Genomic DNA, 26,239 nt, shown 5'->3' on the forward strand with positions numbered 1-26,239 from the left:
GCATTTACGGAGGGGGAGACACCGTACCGTGGAGCACAGTAGTATCTTTAAGGAGCACATCGTTCGTCACCGTTGGCCTTACCTGTTCGGATTTTTGCTCGTTACCGCTTCATCGCTGCTGCAGCTTCTCATTCCAATGCTGATGGGGGAATTTACGGATCGTTTGGAACAGAAGCTGCTGACGGCGGAAGGGATCGGCTACTTGGCGCTGGGCATCGCCGGCGCGGCGCTCGGCACCGCCTTCTTTCGCTCCGTGGGCCGCATTTACTTGTTCAGGCTTGCGAGGGAGCTTGAAATGAGGGTGCGCAACGATCTGTTCACCCACTGGGAGCGTCTTCCGGTGCAATACTATAACAAGCAGCGCATAGGCGATCTGATGGCGCACGGAGTAAGCGACGTCGGCGTCATGCGCGAAGTGACGATGGGCGCGTATTATCAAGTGATGGAAGCGGTCGTGCTGATCGGCGTGACGGTTATCGCCATGGCCGGATCGATTTCGCCGCTGTTGACGTTCTTGACGCTGCTGCCGCTTCCGCTGCTGACCTTGCTCGCCTACCGGTTTCACCGCACCGTGCAGAAGCAATCCTCGGATGTGCAGGTTGCGATCGGGGAGATGACGAGCAAGGTGCAGGAATTCGTCGCAGGCATACGCGTGGTGAAGGCGTTCGTGCAGGAAAAGCACGAGATCGGCAAATTTGAACGAGCGAACGGCCTGTCCGTGGAAACAAACAAGCGGTTCGTCCGCACGAACTCGATGTTTAACGGCGCGAGCCACGCGATTGTAGGCGTCAGCTTTCTCGTCTCGGTCATATATGGCGGCGTCATGGTGCTGCAGGACGTCATAACGCTCGGCGAATTCGTCGCATTCAATACGTATTTGGCGCTGTTGATCGGTCCGATTGAGAATATCGGCCGCGTGATGAACGTGCTGCAGAAGGGTTCGGCATCCGAGCGGCGGCTGCTCGAAATATTGAACACGGCTCCCGACGTGAAGGACGGATCGGATACGAACTATGGGATTGAACGGTTGGAAGGCGAGATTACGTTTAAGAATTTAACCTTTAAGTACCCGGGCGCGACGCGGCCGGCCCTCCGCAATATTTCGCTGCATGTGCCGAGGGGAAGCTCGCTGGCGATCGTCGGCAAAGTCGGCTGCGGGAAGAGCACGCTTGTTTCACTGCTGGTTCGGCAGTACAACCCGCCGATCGGCACGCTGTATTTGGACGGCAACGATATTTTGACGGTGCCGCTCTCGGTGCTGCGCAGCGGGGTCGGTTTCGTGCCTCAGGACGGATTTTTGTTCTCCTCGACGATTAAAGACAACATCCAGTTCGATCCGAAACCGCACACCTTCGAAGAGGTGGAGGAAGCCGCGCGCATCGCTCAGGTGTACGATAATATCGTAGAATTCCCGAAAGGCTTCGACACGGCGCTCGGGGAGAGAGGGTTATCGCTCTCGGGCGGACAGAGGCAGCGGGTCAGCATCGCGCGCGCAGTCATCAAGAAGCCGTCGGTGCTCGTGTTCGACGACAGCTTGTCGGCCGTCGACACGGAGACGGAGGACCGCATATTGGCCGGACTCGATGCGGTGATGCGGAACCGGACGACGATCATTATCGGCCACCGGATATCGTCCGTGCGGCGGGCGGACCAAATTATCGTCATGGACGAGGGGCGCATCGCCGAACGCGGAACGCATGAAGAGCTTCTTCGACTTGGCGGCATATATGCGGATATGTATCACAAGCAGCTTATGGACGAAGAATCGCAACGAACGGAATCGCACGATTCTCAGCATTCCCCGAAGGGGGTAGATTTGGCGTGAGCATTCATCAAGAGAAAGACGCGGCCCGGTTCGGCGACTGGGAGCTTCTGCGGCGGCTTATACGGTACGCCGCTCCGCATTGGGGCAAATTTCTGGTATGTGTGGCGCTGGCTTTTGTAGTCGTAGGTGCCGATCTTGGCAGAACGTATCTAATCAAGGTGGCGATCGACGACCATATTAACGGCTATCGGCAGCCGATGGTCGCCGCCGATTCGGCGGAGCGGCTGCGCAGCCTCGGGCTCGATCCGCTCCCCGGAGCGCCGGGGGAGCGGGCGTACGCGCGCGTCGCACCCGACTCGGCGGTGGCAGGCGGGCTGGAGCGGGTGCAGCTCGTCGAATTGGATGGCGCCACGTATATGGTCGCCGGGTGGCTGCCCGCGGAGCAGAGCGGGCTCAAGCTTACGCAGCTGCCGGAGTCGGACGGAGGCGGCTTGGCGGTGGCGTTCACGGTCGACGGCAAGCAAACCGTATTGCCGGCGCGGTCCGTCACGGAGGCGGAGGAGTCCGCGTTTCAGTCCGGCGATTACGCAGGAATATGGAAGTTGGGCGGCCTGTTTCTTGCAGCCGTCGCCGGGGCGGCAGTGTTAAGCATATGGCAGATGAATTTGCTGCAGTATACGGGGCAGAGCATCTTATATAAGATCCGCGACGATCTGTTCCGCCATCTGAACCGGATGTCGATGTCGTTCTTCGACCGCAATTCGGTCGGAAGGATCGTCGTGCGGGTGACGCAAGATACCGAGTCGCTCAACAACTTGTTTACGCAGGTCATTGTAAACCTGTTGAAAGACGTGCTTGTGCTGGTCGGCATCGTCGCCGTCATGCTGCACATGAGCGTGAAGCTGACGTTGTTGACTTTTATCGTGCTGCCTTTTCTCGCGGGGTTGACTTTCTGGTATAAGATGGTTATCCGCGAAGCGCAGCGGGTGGCGCGCGCGCTCCTGTCGCGATTGAACTCGTTTCTTGCGGAAAATTTGTCGGGTATGCGCATCACTCAATTGTTCGTCAGAGAGCGGCAGCAGTGGGAGCAGTTCAACGAGCTGAACGAGTCGCATTACAGGGCAGGGATGCGCGGGACGATCATCAATTCCGTGTTCCAGCCGGCGATCGGAATGATCGGCAACTTCGCGGTAGCGCTGCTGCTCTGGTACGGCGGCTTGCGGGTCATAGACGGCGCGCTGACGTTCGGTATCGTCTATGCTTTCACCATCTATGTGCGGCAGTTTTTCAACCCGCTTATGAGCTTGGCGGAGAAATACAGCCAGGTGCAGGCTGCGATGGTTGGCGCGGAGCGCATCTTTGAGCTGCTCGACGAAAAGCCGGGCATGGCAGAGAAGGCCGAGCCGGTTCGGCTTAAGGAGCCGGTGCGCGGGGAAATCGTCTTTGAAAACGTGTGGTTCGCATACAACGAAGGGGAGTGGGTGTTGAAAGATGTTTCTTTCAAGATCCGTCCGGGTGAAACGACGGCGTTCGTAGGCGCGACGGGCGCGGGAAAAAGCTCGATCATCCAACTGATCAACCGGTTTTACGATATTCAGAAAGGCCGGATATTGCTGGATGGCATCGACATAAGGGACATTGCTCTTGCGGATTTGCGCAAGGCGGTCGGCATCGTGCAGCAGGACGTGTTTTTGTTTACCGGGTCGATCGCCGACAATGTGCGTTTGAATGAAGAGGGAATCACGCGGGAAGATGTAGTCGAGGCGGCGCGGCGGGTCCATATGGACGAATTTGTCAGGTCGCTGCCCGACGGGTACGAAACGCTGCTCGGGGAGCGGGGTGTGACGCTATCGCTCGGCCAGCGCCAGCTGCTGTCGTTCGCCCGCGCCATCGTGTTCCGTCCGCAGGTGCTCATCTTGGACGAAGCGACTTCGAACATCGACACGGAGACGGAGCTCGTCGTGCAGAAGGCGCTTTCCGACATTTCGCGCGGACGCACCACGCTTGTCGTCGCTCACCGGTTGTCGACGATCCAGCACGCCGATCAAATCATCGTCATGCACAAAGGCAAAGTCCGCGAGACCGGCAGCCATCGGCAGCTGCTCGCGCAAGAGGGATACTATTACAGGCTGCATCAGCTGCAGTATAAAGATAAAGGGATAGGGAAGACGCTCAATGCTTGAAAGACTGCGAACATGGGCTAGATTGTTGAAGAGGCAGCTGTTTGCGCTCTATTTGGCCGCCCGCCGGCCCGATGTGCCGTGGTACGCGAAGGCTGCGGCAGCGGCGGTTGTCGCGTATGCGTTCAGCCCCGTCGATCTCATTCCCGACTTCATTCCGATACTCGGTTATCTGGACGACATCGTGCTTGTTCCGTTGGGGATCGCCGCCGTAATACGGTTGATCCCCTCTCACGTGTTGGAGGCGTGCCGGCGCGAAGCGGATGCTATTATGGCGGAAGGCAGCAAGAAGCCTGTGAATTGGGTTGCCGGGGCGGTCATTGTCGCGGTATGGATCGGCGCTGCCGTGTACGTGGCGCTGCTGGCGTATAGGTGGTTTTCTTAGCCGCCGGGGGCGTATCGCCGGTAGGAATGCCGGCATCGAAGTTGCAGCGGGTCTTCGCGAAAGCGGACATCTGAGGCTCCAAACAGCAAAATGGACCGTTAGTTTGGAAATATATAGGTGAATCACGAAAACTAACGGTCAATTTGTTTCTTAACCTCGTGCGAAAGTGCGGAAAACGACCCGAAATGCAGGTTGAGACGGTTCGTAACGGTCTTAGCAACCGTTAATTGTGTTCGCGATCAAAGTGGGGCGCAAAATAAACGGCCTTTACGACCGTTCGCGGCGCCGACCAGCGAGAAGAGGCAGCCCTCAACCAGTTGAGTAAAATTGTTGCGGCATTGTAACGTCGAGAGGTGGACATGCTTTGATTGAAAATGATTGTGCTGAAGTAATGGGAATCCGGTTTCCGAAACTGACATTGGACCGCACCGTGCAATTCATCGGCGAAGTAATAGAACGGAAGTCACCGGAACTGTTCCATGTTATAACGATGAATCCGGAAATCACGATGGCTTGCCAAAAGGATCGCGAATTACGTTCCATAGTCGATGAAGCCGGGATAATTACGGCGGACGGCATCGGGATTGTAATGGTATCCCGCATCAGAGGGGGAAATCTTCCCGAGCGCGTTACCGGTTACGACACCTTGCTGCGTTTGCTTGAGTCCGGAAACCGGAAGAAGTGGTCATTTTATTTTTTAGGCGCGGATGCTGCTACGAATGAAAAAGTATGCGGCGTTATCCGTACCAGGTACCCGCATGCTTCAATTTTGGGTCGGCATCACGGTTACTTTAGTCAAAGCGAAGAAGCCGGGATTGTTGCGGAGATCGGCTCGTTGAAGCCCGACGTCTTGGTCGTCGCACTTGGAGCCCCATACGCGGAACGCTGGATCCATAAGCATAAATCAACGCTTAACGCTAAAGTTGCCATTGGCGTCGGAGGCAGCCTTGATGTTCTCGCCGGAAAAGTAAGAGAGACGCCAGAAATCTGGAAGAGACTGAATGTCGAATGGCTCTTCAGATTGCTCCAACAGCCGTCAAGGTGGAGAAGACAATTGATTTTGCCGCGTTTTGCCGTGAAGGCGTTGTTGTATAGGAAGTGAATGCAATGGGAGCAGAAGAGTTTCTGGAGAAATTGAAGCTATTAATACATATGCATTCCGAAGGTTATCTTGGCGGTGAAGTCATGCCGGAGGATGTCTTTATAGGTGTTGTTGCTGAGGAAGATCTAATGAACGTGTTGACACTGGGGATGTCTCTAAATTATCAAAGAAATTCATACGCACTGTGGCAGTCGGTTGCACAAGCTTATACCGATGACAGTTCTCGCTGGGTATTTCGTCCGAGTGACGTGTATGAAAGTAACATAGACGATCTGCGAAGCGCTTTGCTTCATCACCGTGTTGCTTTGCAGCCTAACCGTCATCCCGGGATTTGGAAAAGCGTTTCTCGAGGGATTGCTGACTCTTCTCCAAGAGGAGATGTGTTAGGTTTAATTGAATCCGTTCAATGTGATATTGCAGCTCTCAAAGAGATCATGCAGTTCAAGAGAAAGTCCGAATTTCCGTATCTTTCCGGTCCGAAAATCTTCAATTACTGGTTGTATGTGTTGGAGTCTTATACAGGGGTTGAGTGGGAATCTCGCGAACTTATTACTATAGCTCCGGATACGCATATATTGCAGGCTACCGTTAAACTAGGGCTCTGTTCTCCGGAAGTATTAAACGGGTCGTCAGAAGACAGACAAACTGTTGCCGAGGAATGGGAGAAGGCGCTATCCGGCAGCGGTTTAGCGCCGATTGACGTTCATACGCCTTTATGGCTATGGAGTCGTGCAGGGTTTCCGGCACTTTTAGGAGTGAAAGTATGAGCAAAATTTTATTAACCTCCGACGGATTCACGACATCTAAGATCAAAGAAGAATTTCTCAATTTAATAGACCTACATCCATGCAATATGAATGCCGCTATTATTACCACAGCTCACCGGCTTAAAGAACAAGCCCCGGTATCCGTTAGAGCGCAACAAGCTTTGGAATCGATGGGATTTCGCGAAGCTGGATTTCTAGATATTGAGTTTGATGATGCGGACATTTTACATAAGTATGACGTTATATGTTTGAACGGCGGGAATCCCTTTTACCTGTTGCATCATCTAAGGTTAAGCGGCGCGGACAAAATCATTGCAGAGCTGAGTGAAAAAGGTGTAACGCTTGTGGGCATAAGTGCGGGGACGATGGTATTGGGGCCGGATATTGAAATTGTGGTTCATTTCACTCCCGAGTTTAACAATATCGGTCTAAATGATATGAGCGCGCTCGGGTTGAATAAAGCGATCATTTTCCCGCATTACGGAACAGTCAATAAATTCCCTCATGAAAAATCACATGAAACGAGAATACAAGAGTTTGAAGCCTTGCATCAATGTGAAGTTCTGAGGCTTACCGATTACGAAGCTGTTTACATCAACGGCGATACTTTCAAAAAAATAACGAACGATTGAAAAATGTCCCAACCTTTCATCCATCCCACACACTATATGGTTGACAGGAATTTTAGAGAGGTGCTTGCGGGAGGCGGAAGATGAGTACCATCAGGCAGTTCGATATGGCGGAAGTGATCCGGACTTACTCCAAACCTGTATTCGGGTTTGCGTTGAACCGGGTGAAGGGTCGGGTTGAAGCGGAGGATCTCGCGCAAGAGATCTTGCTGCGGCTGATTACATCCGTCTCTTCGGGGGCAAATGTTCAGAATCTTGAGGCATATGTTTGGACGATAGCCAGATATACTTGGGCCAATTGGTTGAAGAAGCGTGCGCACGCTCCCATGACGATTGAAGTGAACGGCATGTCCGAGCTGCTGTCCGGTCATGAACGGACGCCTCTCGAACAGCTGCTCGAAACGGAAGCTTATCGAACCCTCAGACACGAAATCTCGTTTCTGTCGAATATCCATCGCCGCATCGTTGTCATGCATTATTATGACGAACTAAAGCACAGTGACATCGCAAAAATCCTCGGTATTCCTGTCAATACGGTGAAATGGCATTTGCACAATGCCAAGAAGGAATTGAAGAAGGGGATGGAACGCAAAATGCAAGAAGCGGGAACTTTGAGCGTTAATCCGATTCGTTTGACCGGTACGGGACATTCCGGGACGCCCGGACAGCTCGGCGAGACACATGATTTCCTTGGACGGGCGTTGGCTCAAAACATAGTGTTTGCTGCCTATCACAAGCCGATGACTATTCACGAAATCGCGAGGAAGTTGGATATACCGCCTGCATTGCTGGAAGATGAAGTGATGTACTTGGCCGATTACGCTTTTCTCACCGAAGTTTCGTCCGGAAAATACCAAAGCAATACGATCATCTGGGATATCACCGTCGAACAGTGGGAGGCGCAACACCAGCTGTATAAAGAATGCGCGGCTAAGGTCGCCGATGTTCATTTTGAGGCGCTGATGGACATTCGCCAACAGGTTCAGGAAACGGGCGTGTATTACCCGGATGACGATTATAACTTCCTGCTCTGGACGTTACTGCCCAAAAATATCGAGGAGCAGGCTTGGCGATGCTGTCCTGAGGGAGGAAGCTATGATCCAACAGTTGCACCGGTGCGGAAAGACGGAGGTCATTATATCGCCTATGCGACATTGGAAAGAAGCAACAAGCCCAAGCTGAGCTTCGATCCGCGTCACTATTCGTTTTGCGGTACGATGAATCGAGCCTGCGAAGGCAGTCCGTTGTATCTTTGGCAATTGGATACGTACTGGAGCGACCGTCCGGGGTGGCGGCATCTTAATTTCAAGGACGTTGGGGTCTGCTATTCATTCTGGAAAGGGAAACTGCCCGACGACGAACTCCATCGCGAGCAGTATGCGTTCCTGCTTGAGAAAGAGTACATCCGAAAAACGGAGGAAGGTTTTCGATTCAACGCAGTCTGGATTGATTCTCCTGAAATGCTGCACCGGCTGAACGCTGTGATGCCGGATTTGTCAAACATTTATAAGCCTGCAATCGCCAATCTTTACGAAAAAACGCTTGCGATAACGATGCAAAATCAACCGAAGCATCTGGCACCCCAAATCGCTCATATGGTAAGAGGCAATACCGGCGGAGGAAGGTTAATCACTTATATATTGAAGCACCTTGTCGATCAAGGAAAGCTTCGCGAGCCGCTGCCGCACCAGAAAAAGACGATCACGACCTGGATGGGTCCCGTGAAGTAATATTTTACTATTTGAAGATTTCACATTAACAATTACAAAAACAGCCATAACCCTCTTTTAATAGGGGTATGGCTGTTTTTGTAACACGAGCACTTACCCTATTTGGATTCCACTGAATCCTCCTGGACGAGTCGCTCGAACGACCGGAAGGTATTCTTTATTCGTAGGGTCTCATTAAAAATTGGACGTAAATTATTGAGCCGGAAGAGCGTTCGGCAAGCCATCGGTGCCGTCCTTCGCTTTCAGCTCGGCGATCAGCTTGTCGCCCTCCACATCCAGGTTCGGCAACATACGGTCTAACCATTTCGGCAGCCACCAAGCTTTATCTCCGAAGACCGCCATAACGGCAGGGACCAGTGTCATACGGACGATGATGGCATCGATAAGTATGCCAACTGCGAGCGCGAAGCCGATCTGTTTGATCATGATATCAGGGGCAAAAATGAACCCGGCGAAAACGGATACCATAATGACGGCTGCTGCCAAAACTACGCGACTGGCCTGATCGTATCCATGGATTACGCTCTCTGTTCCCTTATGCCCATGAACGAAAGACTCGCGCATGGAACTGACAAGGAAGACCTGATAATCCATCGCCAGCCCGTAAAGAATACCGGTGACCATAATCGGCATAAAGCTGAGCAGCGGCCCTCCGGTATCGAAGCCGAAGAGAGAATGGAGCCATCCCCATTGATACACGGCCGTGGTGATTCCGAACGTGGCGAGCACGCTGAGCAGGAAGCCGACCGTGGCTTTGATCGGGACAATCACCGATCGAAACACTAGCAGAAGAATGATCAGCGAGAGAATGACGATAATGCCGACGTAGAGCGGGAACGCCTCCGCGAGCTTAGACGACATATCGATGTTTATCGCCGTGAACCCGGTAACGCCGATCGTGACATCGTAAGTCTGCGCGATGCTCGAATCGGTAGCCCGGAGATCCTGCACCAGGTTTTTGGTCGCTGCGTCAGTTGGTCCCGATTTCGGGATAAGACTGATAATCGCCATGTCTCCGGTTTTGTTAACGCCCATTAATGTGACCAGCGATACGTTCTCATGTTTTTGGAGATCCTGAACAAGACCGTAAAGCATTTCCGGAGCGACTTTGCCAGAAGAACCTTTGGGCTCGGCGACCAGGAGCAGCGGACCATTGAAACCCTCCCCGAAACTGTCTGAAATCGCGTCGTAACTCTGCCTAGCCGTTGTGTCCAAGTTCGCCGTGGCGCCGGAAGGAATGCCCAGCTCCATTTTCGCGACCGGAATGGCAGCCGCGCCGAGTATCGCGATGACGCCGATGATGACGAGGGAGCGGTACTTCAAGACACCCGTAACCCAGCGGTGTGCAACCCCATGAGAAGCTTCATCCGCATGGACACTGCTCTTCATCCGCGCTTTGGGCGAACAGATGCGTTCACCTACTAGACCGAGCAGAGCCGGCAGCAGGGTCAGAGCAATCAATACATTGATGAGGACGCTCGCAGCGGCAACTAACGCCATCGCGGACAAAAACTCAATCCCGATCACGAGCATACCGCACAAGGCGATAATGACCGTTAAGCCTGCAAAAAATACCGCGCTTCCGGCAGTGCCGACCGATCTGCTCGCAGCTTCTCGTGCGCTCAGTCCCTGATCGAGAATCATGCGGCGCTGACGGTTTACGATGAATAAGGAGTAGTCGATGCCGACAGCCAGACCGACCATGAGCGCCAAGGCCGGCGTGATGTCGCTCATATGGATGAAGCTTGAGATCGCAAAAGCCCCTCCTACGCTTATGGCTACGCCAAGGATTGCGGTCAAAAGCGGCAGGCCCGCTGCAACAACCGAGCCGAGCGTCATCAAAAGTACAGTGGCGGCGACGACGAGTCCGATAATTTCAGTCGAACCGAGCGAAGGCTTGGTCGTCAGCGAGTCACCAGGCAATGCCGTTATGCCGGAACCATCCTGCTCAACGGCCGTGACAGCCTTGATCACGAAGTCAGGGACGGATTCCGGCAACGACATCTGCTGAACGGTGAATTGGAATTGGAACAGAGCAACGCTGCCGTCGGAGGAGAGCATCACGCCGGGCACCGGAACGCCGTTCACCATCAGCGGGCCATAGGGAGGCATTTCGCCCCCGGCTGCTTGCTTCGTTACATCCCCTTGGGGGTTTCCGGTGGCCGATGCGCCTGCTTCCGCTGCCAATTTGGCGGGGTTAATCACATAGTCAAGGCTATAAACTTCGTTAACGGCCTTGGTAATTGAAGTTAACCGTTCCGGCGAGTCCAAGCGTTCGCCATCGGGAGCCATGAACAGAACGCTGGCTTGTCCGCCTGAAGCCTCCGGGAGTTCTTCCGCCAACTGGTCCAACACCTTCTGCGATTCGGTGCCCTCGATTCTCATCTCGGAACTGACATGTATGCCGTTCACGCCAAGCATGGCAAGAACAGTTCCGAGGATCACGATCCAGCCGATGATGAAATACCATGGTTTGTCGTAGGCTGATTTGCCCACTTTGTACAGGAATGCTGACATAAGCTAATACTTCTCCTTTGCATGGGAATAATATGAAGGAAAAAATTAGAAGCCTTTTCGCAAATAGCCGAACATCATGTCCAAGTATTGATCGAATGTCATAGCCCCCGGGGATTCTTCCGCCGATTGACCCGGAAGCAGTACGTTGATGCTACCGTCAAGCAAAGGCAGGACGGCCCCGTAAACGGCGCCGGCGAGAAGATGGGTGTACCCTTCGGGGTAACGTCCACGGGATAAGTCGCTTAATAACTCCTGAGCCGCAATTTGCGAACTGCGGAGAACGTTGAGGATGTATGGCTCAAGTGTCGGGTAACGCTTCGAAAGCGACACGAGCTCACGCAATATCCAAAGTATCTCTGCTGAAAGCTGCATTTTCATCAATTGATAAAGGATATCGACAGGAGGTAAATTTTCAGGTATACCTGCAATCAAATCCTCTGCTTCATGGACGTTCTTATAGCTTACAGCAGCCGCAGCCACCGCTTCTTCCTTGCAGGAGTAGTGGTTTGCAAACGTTCTTCTCGAGTAACCGGCCCGTTGCACAATATCATCGACGACGAAACCATCCAAACCGCGTTCAAGCGCCAGCTCGAACGCTGCGTCGGCCAGCGCATGTGCGGTCGCCTCTCTTTTCATATCACGTAAGCTTTGTTTATTCATCATTCGCCGCCTGTGCGTGCACCTCTCTTCCAATAAGGATGATAATCCAAAAGTATTTAACACTTTTATATCATTGCACAATGGGCAAAAATTCACAATGAGCAATAATTTACAAAAACTGTGACTTGAACGATGGATGATTGCATCTGACGAGCATCACATAAACAACAGGCAGAATTACATAAAAAATACAAACAGGGGCTGTCCAAGCGTATGAAACATTGGACAGCCCCTAAAGTTTTACCCAGTAGTTGGAGGCTCCTTGACAAGTTACGGTAGTTACACTAAGATGTATATGTTACACTAAACTGTAACATAACGTAAGAACAGTAGGTGAGAGAATTGAACATTTACACCGCCAAGCAATTGACAGAGATTCTACAAAAAGATGACCCGCAATTGAACCTAAGAACGGTCAGGTATTACACGCAAATTGGAATGATCCCGCCGTTGGAGCTGGCGGGGAATAAGAGGGTGTACACAGACCGCCATCTCCATTATCTCCGCGCCGTTCTTGCGTTGTCCAAAAGCGGCGAAACGTTAGCCTCGGCACAAGAAAAGCTGAAGAACATGGCGCTGGAGGAAGTGATCAAAATCGGCGAAAACCTCCGGCTCTACCAGTCCGACAAGATCCTGCAGAACGAAACTCATGTCGTGAGCGAAGATGTGATTATTTCGGTGAGTCCGCGCATTTCGCCCGAACTGAAAGCAAAGATGATTGAAACCGTGGCCAACATGCTGAAGGGGGAAGGGAAGCAATGATCAAAGTCCGATGCGCGAAATCAGCGATCGAGAATGAAGAGGGCATGAACCATCTTTGGGTTCAACTGACTCCAATAGCTCAAGCGACGGGAACAGCCCGAGTACAACTGACCCTTCCAACCGGCCTCCACCGTCTTCCCAATCTTAACGGTTTCGAGGAAGATGACACAGGAGAGGTACTCATCCATAACCCCCGAATTGCAAGTGAGCTTTTCATCGAAATATTCACTCGAGAGCTTGTATCCTGCGGGGAAAAAACGATCACTGTCGCACTCTGTTACAAATATGGTAATGGATGTGTTACCCGCGTGGAACATTTTGTCCCCATGAAGGTTGTTATGGAAGAGGAGATCGAAAACGCCGCCGTGGACGAAGAGGTTGTAAGGAAAATCAAGGAACTGCAGCAGCTGCAAAATGTAGACGACAATCTTCAAGACATCACCGACTATACTCCCGCAAAGCTCATCAGGATGGACCCCAATCAGCTTTCGGAATGGGAAAGGAAGTACCGGATCGAAGGGTTAATCCAGTAGGATGGAGCGGCAGACATGCAGTTAGTTCCGTATGTTGTGGAGAATACAAGCCGGGGCGAGAGGGCGTACGACATATATTCACGTAGACGAGCATGCCAGTGAAAAAATCGGAATGGCGTGGCAGTTATAGCGGGAAAACTCGGTGCGATCGGCTAGTTGACATGGACCGATAAATGGTGTATTGTTTGCTACAACATTTTTTCACATGAAGATTGCGACGAAGGGAACCCAGTAGCAGACCCTTGTAGCGCTTCAGAGAGCCGGCGGTTGGTGCAAGCCGGTGCGCGTGCGGCTGTGAATTACGTCCCGGAGCATCTCGAGCGAAACCGCCTGCAGCAGGCGGAAGCGACAGACGGTTGTCCGCCGTTACCGGACATGGAGTGGAGAGTGAACGCCGTTCATTCTCAATTAGGGTGGTACCGCGATGACTCGTCCCTGCTTTGGCAGAGACGGGTTTTTTATATTTAATCGATGAAGGGAGAAAAACGAAACATGAATGTGACCTCAGAAAAAATGAGCGCAGCGGAGCTGCTGGAGGATCTGGAATATCGCGGGTTGGTGTACCAAGTTACGGATCGGGAAGGTCTGCTGGAGCTAATGGATGGGAACCGCATCTCCTTATACTGCGGCTTTGACCCCACCGCTGATAGCTTGCACATCGGAAGTCTGCTGCCTATATTATGTCTGCGGCGCTTTCAGCAGGCGGGTCATATCCCGATCGTGCTCGTCGGCGGAGCTACCGGACTGATCGGCGACCCGAGCGGCCGATCCACCGAACGATCGCTCAACAGCGCCGATACGGTAGCCGAGTGGACGGAAAGCCTTAGACGCCAGCTTTCGCGATTTGTGAATTTCGAAGCAGCGAATAACCCGGCGCAAATCGTGAACAACTACGATTGGATCTCGAAGCTTGACGTGATAAGCTTCTTGCGCGATGTCGGCAAAAATTTTACCGTCAATTACATGCTGGCCAAAGATTCCGTCGATTCCCGCCTTTCAGGCGGCATCTCCTTCACTGAGTTCAGCTACATGATTTTGCAGGCATACGATTTCTACAAGCTGCATCAGGAACAAGGCTGCACGCTGCAAATCGGCGGCAGCGACCAGTGGGGTAACATAACGGCCGGACTGGAGCTGATCGGAAAAAGTGGCGGAAGCAAGGCGTTCGGCATGACATTGCCGCTTGTCGTGAAGAGCGACGGCAAGAAGTTCGGCAAATCAGAATCCGGGGCAATTTGGCTCGACCGGAACAAGACGTCCGCTTACCAATTTTATCAGTTCTGGATCAACACCGATGATGCCGATGTCGTCAAGTTTCTCAAATACTTCACGTTCCTGACGCGGGAGGAGATCGCGGCGCTTGAGCGGGAAGTGGCCGAGCGGCCGGAGAAGCGCGCCGCGCAGCGTGCGCTCGCACGTGCCGTGACCGAGATTGTGCACGGCGCCGAAGCGGTGGAGAGCGCGGAGAAAATTACTGCGGCACTGTTCTCCGGCGATGTGCGCGAACTAAGCGAAGATGAGCTTGTAGAGGCATTAGAAGGCGTTCCGTCCACAGATTTGGAAGGGTCCGCCGAGATCAGCCTGACCGATCTTGTGATATCTTGCGGGGCCGCTTCGTCCCGCCGCCAAGCGAAGCAGGACATTGAGAGCGGAGCGGTATACGTCAACGGCGAAAGGCTGACCGCCATCGACACAGCCGTAACTCCGGAACATCGACTCCATGGGAAATACATCGTGCTCCGCCGCGGCAAGAAAAATTACTATCTGATTAAGTTCACTTGAGCTTGACCGAACGCCTTTCATCCGCAAATTGGCGGGGTGGAAGGCTTCTTTCGCCGTGAGTTCGTAATTTGGCCCCGAAACTATGAATTGGGGATTTTGGGGTACTTATTTTCGACCGATTGCGCAATTTGCGGATGAATAAGGCATTATGAGGGACTTAATTCGCGGCAAAACTACCGATTTGCCCGTCAATGTGAAAAATAAGTACTTCAACATGCCTTATCACTACGTATGCGACGGGAGTATAGAGCACATAAGTACCTCAAAGTACCTAAAGTTATAACCAACCTCCACCGAAGAACATTCAAGGAAGCCGGACAGCGAAGAATTGCATTGCAAAAATGGAAGCGTCCCTGGTGTGACATATACAAAATAAGGTGTGCCGGATCGGGTAAACTAACAAAAAACGACTGCCGCTACGCATTAAGTTGATTGCGGAAGACACAAAAGAATATGTAAGAATTGTAACAAATAATAAGCTCAACTAACTCAAGCGAACAGTGGCTGCGGCAGCCGGGCTTATATTGAGAATAAGGCGCAGCTTCCGCTGCGCCCGTCCGAAGCAAAAAAGCAGTGTTCAAACCCGGCACGTGATGCTGAATCCTCAAACCACTACCGTGCGGGCGCGGTTCCCTCGCTTGAACCGTGATAACTGTTGTAATGGCCCCAATGCCGCGTTTCAATGCCCTCCTCACGGACATCGACATAATCCCAGGTATTGTTAAACGGCGCCAGAGCGATGGAATAAGTGCCGCCGTAATGGGTATCGTCCGCCGATAAGATGTCTAATTGGACAGAAACGGATTGTTTTGCGCCCAAATATTCATCGTTACTATTAGTGTAATTCCCTGAATCCGTGTCCCGGCTGCTTTGGTTGGCAATAGCTTGAAAGACTTGCAAATTAGTACCCTGTGAATTTTGATAAGCTCGTACCGTCGTATTCGTCGATGGATCTGATCCGGACCAGTAGTTGTAACCGTCCCTGGTACCCCCGTAAGACAAAGTCACGTTTGCCGTCTTTTGCTTGCCTGTTTCGCTGGTCAGTGTCAGTTTTACTTCTTCCGGGGTAATTTGATCCGGGGTAAAGGTGTATACGCCGAACGTTTCCGATGAGCCTATTATATGAGATTCACCGTTCTGGTTTTTCCAGTTGTCCTCATAATCCGAGGTGTAATCGTAATATGAGTCGTAGTCCACAGTTTTGTTGTTTTCAACGGCTTCAACGGTAAATGTCATGCTATTGTTGGAGTCGGCGTAATCTCCCGGTTCCACCCCGGCAATGTTCACTTTAAGCGAATATGTTCCGGCTTTGGCAAGCGTGAGCATAAAGACCGCCTGTGTTTGTCCCCCTGCATTCACCGCTAACCCTTCAGCGGTATCAAGCACTGTGGAACCGTCAAGGATCTGTACGTTGGTTTTAGCGCCGATATCCCCGTTTAGTTCCTTGATATTGGCGGTTACGGAGAATGGTACATTTACATTGACTTTATCCGTTGCTTGTACTTCATCGACAACAAGGTCCGGTTTAAGCAGGACGGTTGTTTTTCCGCTCAATACTTCCTCAACCGCTGTTTGAACATTTTCTACATGAATCCTTGTTTCTAACGCCTGGTATCTTTCAACATCGTTGAGCTTTATATCGGTTAATTCCGGGAAAGCGGCAACGTTGAAGAGATTCTTGGTGTAGAGGAGTCTTCCTTCCAAATCGTAGGACTTAAGCTGGATTTTCTTGAGTTTATCCGGGGGCATCGTACCGCTTTCTTTAGGAGTAATTTTCACATACAAATCGGTTACGCTGTCTTTTCCTTTTAAGGCTTGCAAAGCAAGGTCATAAGAGTTTGTCGTGCCTTTATTCGCAGGCGCAGCAGATACGCTCCCTACGAAGAACAGCAGCAGGACAAGCGCCATAAGGACTGACAAAATGCGCTTCATTGCAACATTCCTCTCTTTCATCATTTGGATTTATCGAACGGCATGGTTATATTAATTGTCTTAAATATCTTAAAATGTCTTAAAGATAAACGCATCCCTCTCGAGAACCATAAAACACGGGTATTACGAGAATAAAGCGTTTTGCAAAAATTGTGTCTAGCTATTTAGTAGTACTTGCAGTATTTTCTGGGGAATGAGGATTTCATCATGCAAATGCAACAACAAAGGCGGATGTAAGTACTACCAATCTTCCTTTGAGGGGGTATCCGTCCTTAAGAAAGGAAACGCTCAACTATACGAGAAGAATGGCAAATGGCGAACGGCAGCCTGTTCAGGGGGGAGATCATGCACGACAATGCTTTCAAAAAGCCCCAGACCGTCCAAGCATTCGAAAAATGGGAGGGTCCGGACGGCCGCATCTACTATCATTTCAAAGGTATGGGCGGCAACGCCAAAATAAAACGGCCGCCAGCTCTTAAAGCCAGACGGCCGTCCCCATATTTCCTTACTTGACCTCGTTCAGATGCTCTTCCAGACGGTCCCAAGTTTCGGTGATGCCCTGCAGCATGCCCATGTCCATGACAGTCTTGAGGGCTTCCTCCGACGCATATTCCGCACGGTTGACAAGCTTTGTCTTGCCGCCGAGATCGATGAATTCCATCGTGATGTCGGTCGACGGCATAGCGTCGTTCTCATTGCCTTCGGCGTCCGAGAAGTAATCGGTGTAGGCGATCTTCTCCGGCTCGACGATTTCCTTATAAACCCCTTTGCCCCAAGATTCCATACCGTAAAATTGGCCTTGGTTCTGATCGACGCACTTCATGCAGTAGTGCCAAACGCCGCCCGGCCGGAAATCGAAGTTGCAGACCGGAAGCTCCCAGCCCCTCGGCCCCCCCCAGCGCTTGAGATGCTCGGGCTCCTTAAACATCTTGAACACGAGATCGCGCGGCGCATCGAAAACCCGCTCCAGCACCAGCACCTTATCGTTCTCTACTCTCGAAACTATTGCATTGTTGGACATTTGTAATTCCTCCTCATCAATTTGAATTAACCTATGATTTTTCCTTGTTCTGCAGTTCCCGCAAGTAATCGTCAAGATTGTCGAATCTTTCTTGCATGACGCGCCGGAAGGAGTTCAGCCAAGCATCCAGCGCGTGGAAGGGCTCGGGCCGGAGCTTATAGATCCGGCGGTTGGCTTCGGCCTTCACTTCTAAAATCCCGTTGTCGCTAAGCACCTTCAGATGCTTCGAGGCTTGGGGCTGGCGAAGCCCCAGCCGGTCGGCGATTTCCCCCACGGTCAGGGGACCGTCGCGCAACAGTTCGATGATAACCTTACGATTCGGTTCGGCCAAAGCTCTCAGCGTCTTCATGTCCATGCCCGGATTCTTCCCTGACATGTCGCTCACCTCGTTAAGTGACGGTCTCTCGGTATAAGCTCATCCCCTTCTTCACTATGGTCATCTTCTTGTCGAATTAAATATACATGACAGGGAATATTCGTGTCAAGGAATATTTATAAAAATATAATGAACCGGTTCAAAGTCCCTGCGATTAATGGCCGCAGTGCCGCCTTTCGCGTAAAAACCCGGATATGGGTGCTAGACGGGCAGATTTGCACAATGATATTAACCATAGGAATGGGGCATTATGGTAAAATAAGACTTCGGAGAACACGTTTGTTAGGGAGGTCATTATGTACCTGTCCGAATTAGACTTTGAAACTCTTGGACCAATGAAAAGGGACGAATAAGGGTGCTTAATGAAATAGAAAGATTAATACAATACACCAAGGGAAAAGAAGTTATTGATTATAAGATTAACTAAGCATGATTAGTTCAGCTGTCATCAAAGCAAGAAAAATATTCTCATGATACCGCAGTAAACGAAAAAATAGTTCAGGCGAGAGGTTTTAGCGTAAATTCCGATTCTACGAATTTAAAAACTTTTGCAAAAGGAACGGTATTTGTCAAGGGAAACGAAGGAAAGGCCGAACATATACAAATTGTTGCTTCGATTGAGGTCGACCCTAATGATTGGGGTGGTGTCGCTTTCTATATTCCTGACAAATGGTATATTTCTAACATCATAAGCAGCTACCCTGAAAGCGAAACTCAATCAAAACCTGCGGACTTTGTATCGACATGGACTAATGCAGATACGAACGTAAAATGGAATACGATGATAGAAGTTGGAAGGGATCGAAGTTATAGACCAACTGGAGGCGGCACAGGAACGGTCGTAATTGATTTAGTCCCTGATAAAGATACCAAACATCAACCAGAGACATTAAAAGTAGGTGTTGAAGTCGGCTCCAGTGAAAAAGACGGCGTCAAGATTATGGGTACTGATTCTATTGAGGTCCCTGTATCATTAACGGATGACGAATAACCGCTATTTTTTATAACTCTAGCATTCATAAGTTTTACGGCACGACCCTAGAGTTCCCTATTTGCTATATCCCGCCATGACATCGGATTCGAACTTGTTTGGGATTGGCTATGATCTTTGTTGTGAACTCCTTGCGCGCACTATCCCTTTGGTTAAGAAAATGGCAATGGTACGAGGCAGCAACGGGGGGAGTTTCCGTAAGAGGAGGAAACGAAACGTGAAGTCGGGGAGAGCGTCAAAACGGAGGATCAAAGCATCTGAACCTAGGGGATAGTGTACGTACGGCAAATCAGCGTAATCGTTCCTCAAGCTTTGCGTCGTGAGTATGAGTATTTGAAAAGGACGTTAAGGTTTCAATGTTCTCTGAAAATGGTGGCTTGAAATCTTCATTTTTCTCTTCAGATAAAATCTGTGGGCGTCATGCCGATGGACGCCGGAATCCAGATGAAATTGGTCGAAGCCGCACTTTTCCGCTTCGGCTTCCAGCCAATCTAACAAGAGTGCCGCATACCCGTTTGCGCGGCTGTTCTCGTCCGTTATCAAATCGTCGACGTACAAGTATTTGCCCCACGCCAACGATTCCGAAAGTCTGTAACCGGCAACCGATTTTACACGATTATTTTCAACAACGGCGAGCAGTTTATAACCATAAAGATCTTGCATGCGTTTGATTTGAGCCGCATATTCATCGGCGCTTAAATGCGGCCGCAATTGTTTCATTACCGCAAAAGTCTCCATAATATCCGAATCGGTTGCCATGAATTTTATTTCCGCCATTTCCATCACCCTTCTTCCGCCGCTCTATGGTGCGGGCAGAACCTTTTCATCAGCTCTATCGTTTCTTCATCAAACCCTTCGCCTCGTTCGCCCAAACCGTCCATCACTTTGTTCGCTCTCGATTCGGGCATATGTTGACCGAACTTGAATTTGGCCGTCATCTCTTTCACGTTGATCTTGATGACGGCGACACCGGCTATGGCAGAGCGGTACTTCGGGTTGTCGGTCCGGATAGGATCGTATCCGCCCTCGGGCTGGAGCTTCTCCATGAACGCCGTAAGCGCGTCCGCCTTTTCTTCGAGATCCTCCACAATGACCGCTTCACCGTATGCTATGACGGATTTGAAAAACGCCGTCGCGGGACAGGCCATCACCGGATCCGTCCAGTAGGACGGGATGAGAGCGTACTCCTTCGCCACGGTAAAAGTGACGGACGGGTTGGCGCGCACGTCCGACATCTTCTGTCCGAGCTTGCTGCCGTGCATATAGAAGCTGCCATTCACGTACACGAAGTTAATCGGTGTGATGTGCGGATAGCCATCCGCGCCGTTCGTTCCCAGAAATCCGAAAGTCATTTCGTGCAAAAATTGTTCGATCTCTTGAGCGTCTTCCACGGAAAATTCGTTTCTGCGCATGTAAGTCATCCCTTTCGCCGCGATGTTTGACATTGATTGTAAAATTTTCATTGACAATAAAAAAGTGCCAATTTAGAGTAGTTTTTATATACCAATTCGGCGGAGTTGCTTTTCACATGGATATTCAAACTTGTTACAATACCTATTCGTCCGTTTACAGGCAAAAATATTTGGCGTTATACCACGCGCTGCGGGAATCGATAGTGGAAGGCGCGCTTTCGGAGGGCGAGCGCCTGCCGTCCAGCCGGTCGCTTGCGGATGCGTACGGGTTGTCGCGCGGAACGGTCAACCTCGCGTATGACATGCTCGCCGAGGAAGGATACGTCGCGAGAGGGGTGGGGAGCGGCACGTTCGTCGCTTTTCATGGCGGCGGCAGCGGGGGCATGGGCGGCATCGCCGGCGTTAGCGGCGACGGGTTGCAAGACCGGCAGCCGCCGGCGCGGCAAGCCGCCGTGCCGTTGTCCGCGTGGGGCCGGCGGATTGAGCGCCTCGGGCAGCGCGTAGGCCTGCCGCCGGGGGAGGCGGTTCACTTCTCCACCGCCGACATCGACCGCGCCGCGTTCCCCGCGGCGGAGTGGAACCGGGCCATGTACGCCGCGGCCCGGACGACCGGCGCCGCCGAGCACGGCGACGCCTTCAACGCGCAAGGGTACTTGCCCTTGCGCGAAGCGATCGCGCGCCACCTCGGGCGCACGCGCGGCATCGCGACGACGGCGGGCCACATCGTCGTCGTGAACGGCTCGATGCAGGCGCTGGCGCTGCTCGTGCAATTGCTCGTCGACCCCGGGGAACCGGTCGTCATAGAGCACCCGGGCTACGCCGGAACGTCCCGCGCCGTCGAAGCGGCGGGCGGAGTTCCGGTACGGGTCCCGGTGGATTCCCAAGGCATCGTGCCGTCGCCTTGGGATGCGCGCGTGCTCGTCGTTACGCCGAACCGCCAATTCCCTACCGGCGCAGTGCTCCCGCTTGAGCGCCGCCAGCAGCTGCTTCGCTGGGCGTCCGAGCGCGAAGCCGTCATCGTCGAAGACGATTACGACAGCGAGTTTCGCCACGGCGGGCGTCCCGTCGAACCGCTAAAGTCGCTTGATAGAGAGGGGAGGGTGGCGTTTGTGGGGACATTTTCGCGGACGATGTATGCGGGACTTCGCCTCGGCTACGTCGTGCTGCCGGATTCGCTGCTTGATGTATTCGCTGCGTTAAAGCAACTGTATGAACCGCACCCTTCCGGGGCGACTGAGCAGAGGGCGTTGGCCGCATTCATGTCCGGCGGGTATTACGAGCGCCACTTGCGGAAGATGAAGCGGGTGTACAGCGGCAAATACGGAGTGGTTAACCGGCTGTTCCGGGAACTCCTGGCGGATTCGTTCGACGTTCACCCGCAGGATGCGGGACTTCACGTATACTGCACGTGGCGAAAGTCGCACAGCGAGTACGCGGAGCTGATGCGCAGGTGCGGATCAAGGGGAGTCACATGGACGGACGTTTCTTACGAGAGAGACGGGCGGACGGTGAGCGCCGCTTGCTTTGGGTTCTCCGGGTTAACCGAGGAACAGATGCGGAGGGGAATCCGGATTATTCAAGAAGAAGGAGCGGGGATATAACAAGAGAACCGATCAAACGATCCGCCATCCGGTTGACGCTCGGCAAACAATACTTCACGTTAAAGCGTTATGCGGCATGGTTGATTGGCGGGATCCGGTATACGCGATTTAAGGATGGCCAATCGCTCAAGTATCAGGCGTTTGCGCACCGCACGCCGCTTTACCGGCGTCTCAAAGACGTCGACATGTGGCTGCAGCATAACAAAGTGCAGAACTTGCGGATCGCGGCCGGGCCGTTGAACGGATTGCTCCTTCGACCGGGCGAGACGTTCTCGTATTGGCAAAATATCGGCAAACCGACCAAAAGGAAAGGTTACAAGGAAGGTATGGTCTTGTTTTACGGAAGTTTCAAGCCGGGCGTCGGCGGGGGATTGTGCCAAATGTCCAACTTGATATATTGGATGACGCTGCATACTCCGCTTACGGTAACCGAGCGCCACCGGCACAGCTATGACGTATTTCCGGATGCGGACCGGACGCAGCCTTTCGGAAGCGGGGCAACGTGCTCTTATAATTATTTAGATTTGCAAATTCGCAATGACACCGACCGGACATATCAATTGCTTGTGCGGGTAACGGACGAATATCTCGAGGGGGAATGGAGATCGGACATGCCGCAGATTGAAACGTATCAAGTGTTCGAAGCAGACCACCGCATGAGCCAAGAGCCGTGGGGAGGATATACGCGCCATAACCGGATTTGCCGCCATGTGTACAATGCGGCTGGCGAATGGCTCCGCGACGAGTACGTGACGGAAAATCACGCGCTCATGATGTATTCGCCGCTGTTGACTGAGCCCGCTGCAGGCGAATCCCGAAATTAGACGATTTTATCCCTCTAAAGTGAGAATGTTGACCTGCCGGAGTGGTTTCGGGAGCGATTTTATAATGAAGAAGCGACGACAAGTTGCGACAATTCACTGGGAGGGTCTAATAGAATGAAAAAGTCACTTATGCCATTTTTAGCCGGTTAGAAAATGCTAGCAGACCATGTAAAACTTCCTGATCTTCCGGCGTGTTCGGCTACGGCCGCCCATCGATCCAGTCGTACATGCGGTCGATAGCGGCTTCATGAACGAGATACGGCAGATGATGTCCGTAACCCTCGTACAGATGGAGATCTGTCGGTACACCCAGGTCCTGCAAGCGCCGGTACATGCTCAAGCCATGGCCGACGTTGACTTGGACGTCTTTAGTGCCGTGGACGATCAGCACGGGACAGCTGAGCCGGTCAGCAAGCCATAGAGGGGAGCGGGCCTGATACGCTTCCGGTCGCTTGGCCGGGGAGCCTCCGATAATGCGCTTGAGCAATCGGCGCAGGTCGACCCGCTCCTCGTAGGTGCGGGCGAGATCCGCCACGCCGCCCCATAGAATGAGCCGGTTCACAACGCTCGTCTCCGCAGCGGTAAGCGCTGCGTTGATGGCCCCGCGAGAGAAGCCCATGACCGATACGCGGCGAGAATCGACGAACGGCAGCGCCCGCAGCAGCCGGAACGCAGCGGTGACATCCTCGCGATCGTCGCCCCCGAACTCGTCCCGTCCTTCGCCACCTTCGTTGCCTCGATAGGAAGGAGCGAAGACGACGAAGCCACGGCTCGCGAATGACTCGATCCAATGCGTCCGCACTTTGCCGACATTTCCGATGCCACCCCGGCAGTAAATCAACGCAGGCAATCGCCGCGGCGCATCGCTCTTCACGTTCTGACGCACGCTTTCGGCAACGACCGTTACGGGCAGCGGCGCCGCGCCGCAGTGAGCTTCGATGTTGGCCTGCAGCGATGCCGCAGTCCAACGGGTCGCCTGCGGCGGCACACCGAGATATCCTTTTACCTTATAACCGTCGGACAAGTAGGTGACATGGAGGATCATGGGAATCCGCTCCGTTTGTAGAATAGTACGCGAAGCCACGACTCAGCCTTGGCCTGTGCGTTGATTTTAACATAATGGGACGCTAAACTAACCTCGATTGCGGAATGATGCCGTTGGCTTACTTCACCATTGCATTATTTTTACCTTCGATCTACGATGGATGCGAGGTGTTTGTGTTGATATTAAGAGTATTCACTGCGTTGCTGATTGCTGGGGGATTGGCTTTAAATGCCGCTTATAAGATGTATGTGCCCGTGGATGAAAGAAGATCCGATACCGAATACTACGACTTCGGGATGGTATTCCTGTGGAACCTGCCCCAATTGTTGTTCTTTTTCCTAATGGTTTGTGTTCCCGTGTCGGTGTGTGTAGACCATGTGGTATATGTGAAATTCAGAAATCGTTCTTTTCTCTTCCAACAGGGGATGAAAGCCATTTTTTATGCGGTTGCGGGCATTGTTGTCGGCTATCCCCTTACGTTTATAATGGGTATCCCAGAGCGGAGACTCGGTTTTCTATTGGCTTGTGCTGCGGGATTCATCCTTTTTGGTGCGATTCATTTGCTCCTAAAAACCGTATTGAAGATCATATTGAGACCCTTTGTGCCTAACCGCCAATAATTGGCGGTTTAAAAACTCTGTGCAAACGAGGTGAATAATGAAAATCCATCTCGTAGTCCTATGCTTGGTCATATTAATTGTGGGATGTAAAGACGGGAATGACACAAGCAAATTGTTTTCAGAAGTTCGTGATGGTCTTGCGAATAATTTGGAACAGTTGAATTCGGAACAAGGTATCATAATGAGTGGTTTTTCAAGTGACCAGTCGCAAAAACAGCTAAAAATTGGAATTGAAATTGATCGAGACAAAATTTCCAATGAGGAACTTAAACAGATCGTCGAATCGTATCTAAAAAGCTCAATTTCCATGACATCAGAAACTGACTGGAGGGAGCTACTTCTTCCATTTACATTAATTATAGAAGAGATTGGCGATGGGAAGAGTCTTATTTTAGCTGAAAAATTGCCTAACACGGCAGAAATCATTTGGCATTGACGGATACGATAGCGTAGTAATTATACGGTAGCAAGTGCAATGACTAAAGGCTTCCTATCCATTGAAGCGTCGTGAGGAATACTTGGGTGAAAATCTGATGTGATTTTTAGAGTAATAAATGAATTGAATTATCTTTTGTATATTTCTAGCTGTTCCCTCTGCTATGATTGAAAAAAACAGGGGAGGCATTGGAGATGTCATTACAAGTTCATTCATATAGCACTGAATTAGAGGAAACAGTTAAAGATTTAAGTCACAAAGCTTGGATACTTTTTAAGCACAATAAAGATTTCGATCATCAAAGAATGAGTTGTGTATTTGATGAAGACGGTAAATTAATTTGTGTGGGATACTTACGACATGGAATAGCTGATGATCACGATGTATTCGAAATCGTTATGGACACTAATGAATTTGCTTCAAACCGTATGAATGAAGTGAGAATGGCTCTTTACCCTACATTCATAGATATCTGTCAAACGATGCGTAATCCAAACAAGAAAACAAGGTTGGTTGCGTGGCAGGATTTTTATGGTGACAGGGAGTTTTGCGAGGAGAAGGGCTTTATCCCTTATCAAACTTATTATAAAGCACAACGTTCACTTGAAAAACTCATACCTGAAGTCAGAATGCCTGTTGGTGTTAATATCAATTACCACCCTATGAAAACCAAAGAGGAAAGAATTAAATATACCGAAATAGAAAATCAATTTTTTCAAGGTGTTGTATATAGAAGTGTCAATATGTTGGAATGGATGATGGGTGGTCCAGAGCTACATACCATTTCTGCATTTGAAGGCGATGAACTTATTGGCAGCGTTATGTGTTGGCAAACTGGAGCCGTGGAAAGGCTTTTCGTAATTCCTCGTTGGCGTAATAAAGCACTGGCTGAGTATCTCATTACTAAGGGTTTTGAATATCACTTAAAGCACGGTCGAACAAATGTTGAGACGCTGGTTAATGAACAGGATAAGGAAGCTATGATGTTGTTAGAGTCAATGGGGTATAGCTTCCCTGTAAGATTGGAACTTATGGCATTGGATGTTTAGCAAAGAGAACTAATGTGTAAAGAAGTGGACTATGCGTTTGCCATTTGGCAGCCGTTATCCGCTAACGGGTAACGAGTGCGGAATAAACATCTTTGAGGCGGCCGGTCGCCACGATCCGGC

Annotated in this window: 25 protein-coding genes and 1 other annotated feature; of the genes, 17 read left to right on the forward strand and 8 right to left on the reverse strand. The window is 51.4% G+C overall.

Features of this window, described 5'->3' with window-relative positions:
* The first annotated feature begins 28 nt into the window (after positions 1 to 28).
* The 7 genes from JET16_RS07930 to JET16_RS07960 all read left to right on the forward strand — a co-directional run bounded on the left by JET16_RS07930 (position 29) and on the right by JET16_RS07960 (position 8,558).
* A complete protein-coding gene (locus JET16_RS07930) occupies positions 29 to 1,825 on the forward strand; it encodes an ABC transporter ATP-binding protein (RefSeq protein ID WP_325176635.1) in 1,797 nt (598 codons plus the stop codon).
* Positions 1,822 to 3,948: an ABC transporter ATP-binding protein gene (locus JET16_RS07935; protein WP_199615264.1), complete on the forward strand. Its 2,127-nt coding sequence runs from the start codon at positions 1,822 to 1,824 to the stop codon at positions 3,946 to 3,948. The genes JET16_RS07930 and JET16_RS07935 overlap by 4 nt, the downstream gene beginning before the upstream one ends.
* Positions 3,941 to 4,330, forward strand: coding sequence for a YkvA family protein (locus tag JET16_RS31060; protein ID WP_199615265.1), 390 nt, complete (start codon positions 3,941 to 3,943; stop codon positions 4,328 to 4,330). The genes JET16_RS07935 and JET16_RS31060 overlap by 8 nt, the downstream gene beginning before the upstream one ends.
* A 364-nt stretch (positions 4,331 to 4,694) precedes the next feature.
* On the forward strand, positions 4,695 to 5,432 hold the full coding sequence (locus JET16_RS07945) for a WecB/TagA/CpsF family glycosyltransferase (protein WP_325176636.1): 738 nt from the start codon (positions 4,695 to 4,697) through the stop codon (positions 5,430 to 5,432).
* A 5-nt stretch (positions 5,433 to 5,437) separates the two neighbouring features.
* Positions 5,438 to 6,199 (forward strand): hypothetical protein, encoded by a 762-nt coding sequence (locus tag JET16_RS07950; RefSeq protein ID WP_199615266.1) that lies wholly within the window; start codon positions 5,438 to 5,440, stop codon positions 6,197 to 6,199.
* A complete protein-coding gene (locus JET16_RS07955; RefSeq protein WP_199615267.1) occupies positions 6,196 to 6,831 on the forward strand; it encodes a Type 1 glutamine amidotransferase-like domain-containing protein in 636 nt (211 codons plus the stop codon). Before JET16_RS07950 ends, JET16_RS07955 begins: the two co-directional genes overlap by 4 nt.
* 80 nt (positions 6,832 to 6,911) lie before the next feature.
* Complete coding sequence (locus JET16_RS07960) at positions 6,912 to 8,558, forward strand: RNA polymerase sigma factor (RefSeq protein ID WP_199615268.1); 1,647 nt, start codon at positions 6,912 to 6,914, stop codon at positions 8,556 to 8,558.
* A gap of 192 nt (positions 8,559 to 8,750) precedes the next feature.
* Here the strand turns inward: JET16_RS07960 and JET16_RS07965 are convergent, their stop codons facing one another.
* The gene (locus tag JET16_RS07965) at positions 8,751 to 11,003 is read right to left on the reverse strand and encodes an MMPL family transporter (protein ID WP_325176637.1); all 2,253 of its coding nucleotides are present in this window, start codon (positions 11,001 to 11,003) and stop codon (positions 8,751 to 8,753) included.
* A 117-nt stretch (positions 11,004 to 11,120) separates the two neighbouring features.
* Positions 11,121 to 11,735 carry a TetR/AcrR family transcriptional regulator gene (locus JET16_RS07970; protein WP_199615270.1) on the reverse strand — a complete coding sequence of 205 codons (615 nt, stop codon included), beginning with the start codon at positions 11,733 to 11,735 and terminating at the stop codon, positions 11,121 to 11,123.
* Positions 11,736 to 12,077: 342 nt separating this feature from the next.
* Here JET16_RS07970 and JET16_RS07975 point away from each other — a divergent pair, with 342 nt between their 5' ends.
* The 3 genes from JET16_RS07975 to tyrS all read left to right on the forward strand — a co-directional run bounded on the left by JET16_RS07975 (position 12,078) and on the right by tyrS (position 14,812).
* Complete coding sequence (locus JET16_RS07975; protein WP_199615271.1) at positions 12,078 to 12,497, forward strand: MerR family transcriptional regulator; 420 nt, start codon at positions 12,078 to 12,080, stop codon at positions 12,495 to 12,497.
* Positions 12,494 to 13,030, forward strand: a complete 537-nt coding sequence (locus JET16_RS07980) for a hypothetical protein (RefSeq protein WP_199615272.1) — start codon at positions 12,494 to 12,496, stop codon at positions 13,028 to 13,030. The genes JET16_RS07975 and JET16_RS07980 overlap by 4 nt, the downstream gene beginning before the upstream one ends.
* A 208-nt stretch (positions 13,031 to 13,238) precedes the next feature.
* Positions 13,239 to 13,470: a binding site (T-box leader), on the forward strand.
* Positions 13,471 to 13,543: 73 nt separating this feature from the next.
* A complete protein-coding gene (gene tyrS, locus JET16_RS07985; protein WP_199615398.1) occupies positions 13,544 to 14,812 on the forward strand; it encodes a tyrosine--tRNA ligase in 1,269 nt (422 codons plus the stop codon).
* A gap of 612 nt (positions 14,813 to 15,424) precedes the next feature.
* On the opposite strand, the gene JET16_RS07990 is transcribed toward tyrS, so the two are convergent.
* Positions 15,425 to 16,744 carry a hypothetical protein gene (locus JET16_RS07990; RefSeq protein ID WP_199615273.1) on the reverse strand — a complete coding sequence of 440 codons (1,320 nt, stop codon included), beginning with the start codon at positions 16,742 to 16,744 and terminating at the stop codon, positions 15,425 to 15,427.
* 312 nt (positions 16,745 to 17,056) lie between these two features.
* Between JET16_RS07990 and JET16_RS07995 the strand changes: the two genes are divergently transcribed.
* On the forward strand, positions 17,057 to 17,257 hold the full coding sequence (locus JET16_RS07995; protein ID WP_199615274.1) for a hypothetical protein: 201 nt from the start codon (positions 17,057 to 17,059) through the stop codon (positions 17,255 to 17,257).
* Here the strand turns inward: JET16_RS07995 and JET16_RS08000 are convergent.
* Both JET16_RS08000 and JET16_RS08005 read right to left on the reverse strand, forming a co-directional pair.
* The gene (locus tag JET16_RS08000; RefSeq protein ID WP_199615275.1) at positions 17,250 to 17,765 is read right to left on the reverse strand and encodes an SRPBCC domain-containing protein; all 516 of its coding nucleotides are present in this window, start codon (positions 17,763 to 17,765) and stop codon (positions 17,250 to 17,252) included. The two genes, JET16_RS07995 and JET16_RS08000, sit on opposite strands and share 8 nt — an antisense overlap.
* A gap of 31 nt (positions 17,766 to 17,796) precedes the next feature.
* Positions 17,797 to 18,141 carry an ArsR/SmtB family transcription factor gene (locus JET16_RS08005; RefSeq protein WP_199615276.1) on the reverse strand — a complete coding sequence of 115 codons (345 nt, stop codon included), beginning with the start codon at positions 18,139 to 18,141 and terminating at the stop codon, positions 17,797 to 17,799.
* Positions 18,142 to 18,922: 781 nt separating this feature from the next.
* Here JET16_RS08005 and JET16_RS08010 point away from each other — a divergent pair.
* Complete coding sequence (locus JET16_RS08010) at positions 18,923 to 19,132, forward strand: hypothetical protein (RefSeq protein ID WP_199615277.1); 210 nt, start codon at positions 18,923 to 18,925, stop codon at positions 19,130 to 19,132.
* 345 nt (positions 19,133 to 19,477) lie between these two features.
* Here JET16_RS08010 and JET16_RS08015 read toward each other — a convergent pair whose 3' ends face one another.
* Both JET16_RS08015 and JET16_RS08020 read right to left on the reverse strand, forming a co-directional pair.
* Complete coding sequence (locus tag JET16_RS08015) at positions 19,478 to 19,909, reverse strand: GNAT family N-acetyltransferase (RefSeq protein ID WP_199615278.1); 432 nt, start codon at positions 19,907 to 19,909, stop codon at positions 19,478 to 19,480.
* A 5-nt stretch (positions 19,910 to 19,914) separates the two neighbouring features.
* Positions 19,915 to 20,544, reverse strand: coding sequence for a pyridoxamine 5'-phosphate oxidase family protein (locus tag JET16_RS08020; RefSeq protein WP_199615279.1), 630 nt, complete (start codon positions 20,542 to 20,544; stop codon positions 19,915 to 19,917).
* A 116-nt stretch (positions 20,545 to 20,660) separates the two neighbouring features.
* Here JET16_RS08020 and pdxR point away from each other — a divergent pair, with 116 nt between their 5' ends.
* Together pdxR and JET16_RS08030 are read left to right on the forward strand one after the other, a co-directional pair.
* Positions 20,661 to 22,145, forward strand: a complete 1,485-nt coding sequence (gene pdxR / locus JET16_RS08025; RefSeq protein WP_199615280.1) for a MocR-like pyridoxine biosynthesis transcription factor PdxR — start codon at positions 20,661 to 20,663, stop codon at positions 22,143 to 22,145.
* A complete protein-coding gene (locus JET16_RS08030) occupies positions 22,142 to 22,969 on the forward strand; it encodes a VanW family protein (protein ID WP_325176646.1) in 828 nt (275 codons plus the stop codon). The genes pdxR and JET16_RS08030 overlap by 4 nt, the downstream gene beginning before the upstream one ends.
* Positions 22,970 to 23,168: 199 nt before the next feature.
* On the opposite strand, the gene JET16_RS08035 is transcribed toward JET16_RS08030, so the two are convergent.
* Complete coding sequence (locus JET16_RS08035; RefSeq protein ID WP_199615281.1) at positions 23,169 to 24,014, reverse strand: alpha/beta hydrolase family protein; 846 nt, start codon at positions 24,012 to 24,014, stop codon at positions 23,169 to 23,171.
* A 113-nt stretch (positions 24,015 to 24,127) separates the two neighbouring features.
* On the opposite strand from JET16_RS08035, the gene JET16_RS08040 reads away from it, so the two are divergent.
* From JET16_RS08040 to JET16_RS08050, 3 genes are all read left to right on the forward strand, one after another.
* Positions 24,128 to 24,634 (forward strand): hypothetical protein, encoded by a 507-nt coding sequence (locus tag JET16_RS08040; RefSeq protein ID WP_199615282.1) that lies wholly within the window; start codon positions 24,128 to 24,130, stop codon positions 24,632 to 24,634.
* Between the two features lie 37 nt (positions 24,635 to 24,671).
* Positions 24,672 to 25,070 carry a hypothetical protein gene (locus tag JET16_RS08045; RefSeq protein WP_199615283.1) on the forward strand — a complete coding sequence of 133 codons (399 nt, stop codon included), beginning with the start codon at positions 24,672 to 24,674 and terminating at the stop codon, positions 25,068 to 25,070.
* Between the two features lie 194 nt (positions 25,071 to 25,264).
* Positions 25,265 to 26,119, forward strand: a complete 855-nt coding sequence (locus tag JET16_RS08050) for a GNAT family N-acetyltransferase (protein ID WP_199615284.1) — start codon at positions 25,265 to 25,267, stop codon at positions 26,117 to 26,119.
* Positions 26,120 to 26,239: the final 120 nt, after the last annotated feature.

This window comes from Paenibacillus alkalitolerans (genome assembly GCF_016482785.1).
Taxonomy (GTDB): domain Bacteria; phylum Bacillota; class Bacilli; order Paenibacillales; family YIM-B00363; genus Paenibacillus_AE; species Paenibacillus_AE alkalitolerans.

What these genes read in the sequence shown, in the direction of transcription:
- JET16_RS07950 (WP_199615266.1), top strand. Translation starts at nt 5,438, where the DNA reads ATGGGAGCAGAAGAGTTTCTGGAGAAATTGAAGCTATTAATACATATG.
- JET16_RS08010 (WP_199615277.1), top strand. Translation starts at nt 18,923, where the DNA reads ATGATAGAAGTTGGAAGGGATCGAAGTTATAGACCAACTGGAGGCGGC.
- JET16_RS07980 (WP_199615272.1), top strand. Translation starts at nt 12,494, where the DNA reads ATGATCAAAGTCCGATGCGCGAAATCAGCGATCGAGAATGAAGAGGGC.
- JET16_RS07955 (WP_199615267.1), top strand. Translation starts at nt 6,196, where the DNA reads ATGAGCAAAATTTTATTAACCTCCGACGGATTCACGACATCTAAGATC.
- JET16_RS08000 (WP_199615275.1), bottom strand. Translation starts at nt 17,765, where the DNA reads ATGTCCAACAATGCAATAGTTTCGAGAGTAGAGAACGATAAGGTGCTG.
- JET16_RS07990 (WP_199615273.1), bottom strand. Translation starts at nt 16,744, where the DNA reads ATGAAGCGCATTTTGTCAGTCCTTATGGCGCTTGTCCTGCTGCTGTTC.
- JET16_RS08035 (WP_199615281.1), bottom strand. Translation starts at nt 24,014, where the DNA reads ATGATCCTCCATGTCACCTACTTGTCCGACGGTTATAAGGTAAAAGGA.
- JET16_RS08015 (WP_199615278.1), bottom strand. Translation starts at nt 19,909, where the DNA reads ATGGCGGAAATAAAATTCATGGCAACCGATTCGGATATTATGGAGACT.
- JET16_RS07995 (WP_199615274.1), top strand. Translation starts at nt 17,057, where the DNA reads ATGGCGAACGGCAGCCTGTTCAGGGGGGAGATCATGCACGACAATGCT.
- JET16_RS08005 (WP_199615276.1), bottom strand. Translation starts at nt 18,141, where the DNA reads ATGTCAGGGAAGAATCCGGGCATGGACATGAAGACGCTGAGAGCTTTG.
- pdxR (WP_199615280.1), top strand. Translation starts at nt 20,661, where the DNA reads ATGGATATTCAAACTTGTTACAATACCTATTCGTCCGTTTACAGGCAA.
- JET16_RS08050 (WP_199615284.1), top strand. Translation starts at nt 25,265, where the DNA reads ATGTCATTACAAGTTCATTCATATAGCACTGAATTAGAGGAAACAGTT.
- JET16_RS07960 (WP_199615268.1), top strand. Translation starts at nt 6,912, where the DNA reads ATGAGTACCATCAGGCAGTTCGATATGGCGGAAGTGATCCGGACTTAC.
- JET16_RS31060 (WP_199615265.1), top strand. Translation starts at nt 3,941, where the DNA reads ATGCTTGAAAGACTGCGAACATGGGCTAGATTGTTGAAGAGGCAGCTG.
- JET16_RS08045 (WP_199615283.1), top strand. Translation starts at nt 24,672, where the DNA reads ATGAAAATCCATCTCGTAGTCCTATGCTTGGTCATATTAATTGTGGGA.
- JET16_RS08020 (WP_199615279.1), bottom strand. Translation starts at nt 20,544, where the DNA reads ATGCGCAGAAACGAATTTTCCGTGGAAGACGCTCAAGAGATCGAACAA.
- JET16_RS07970 (WP_199615270.1), bottom strand. Translation starts at nt 11,735, where the DNA reads ATGAATAAACAAAGCTTACGTGATATGAAAAGAGAGGCGACCGCACAT.
- tyrS (WP_199615398.1), top strand. Translation starts at nt 13,544, where the DNA reads ATGAGCGCAGCGGAGCTGCTGGAGGATCTGGAATATCGCGGGTTGGTG.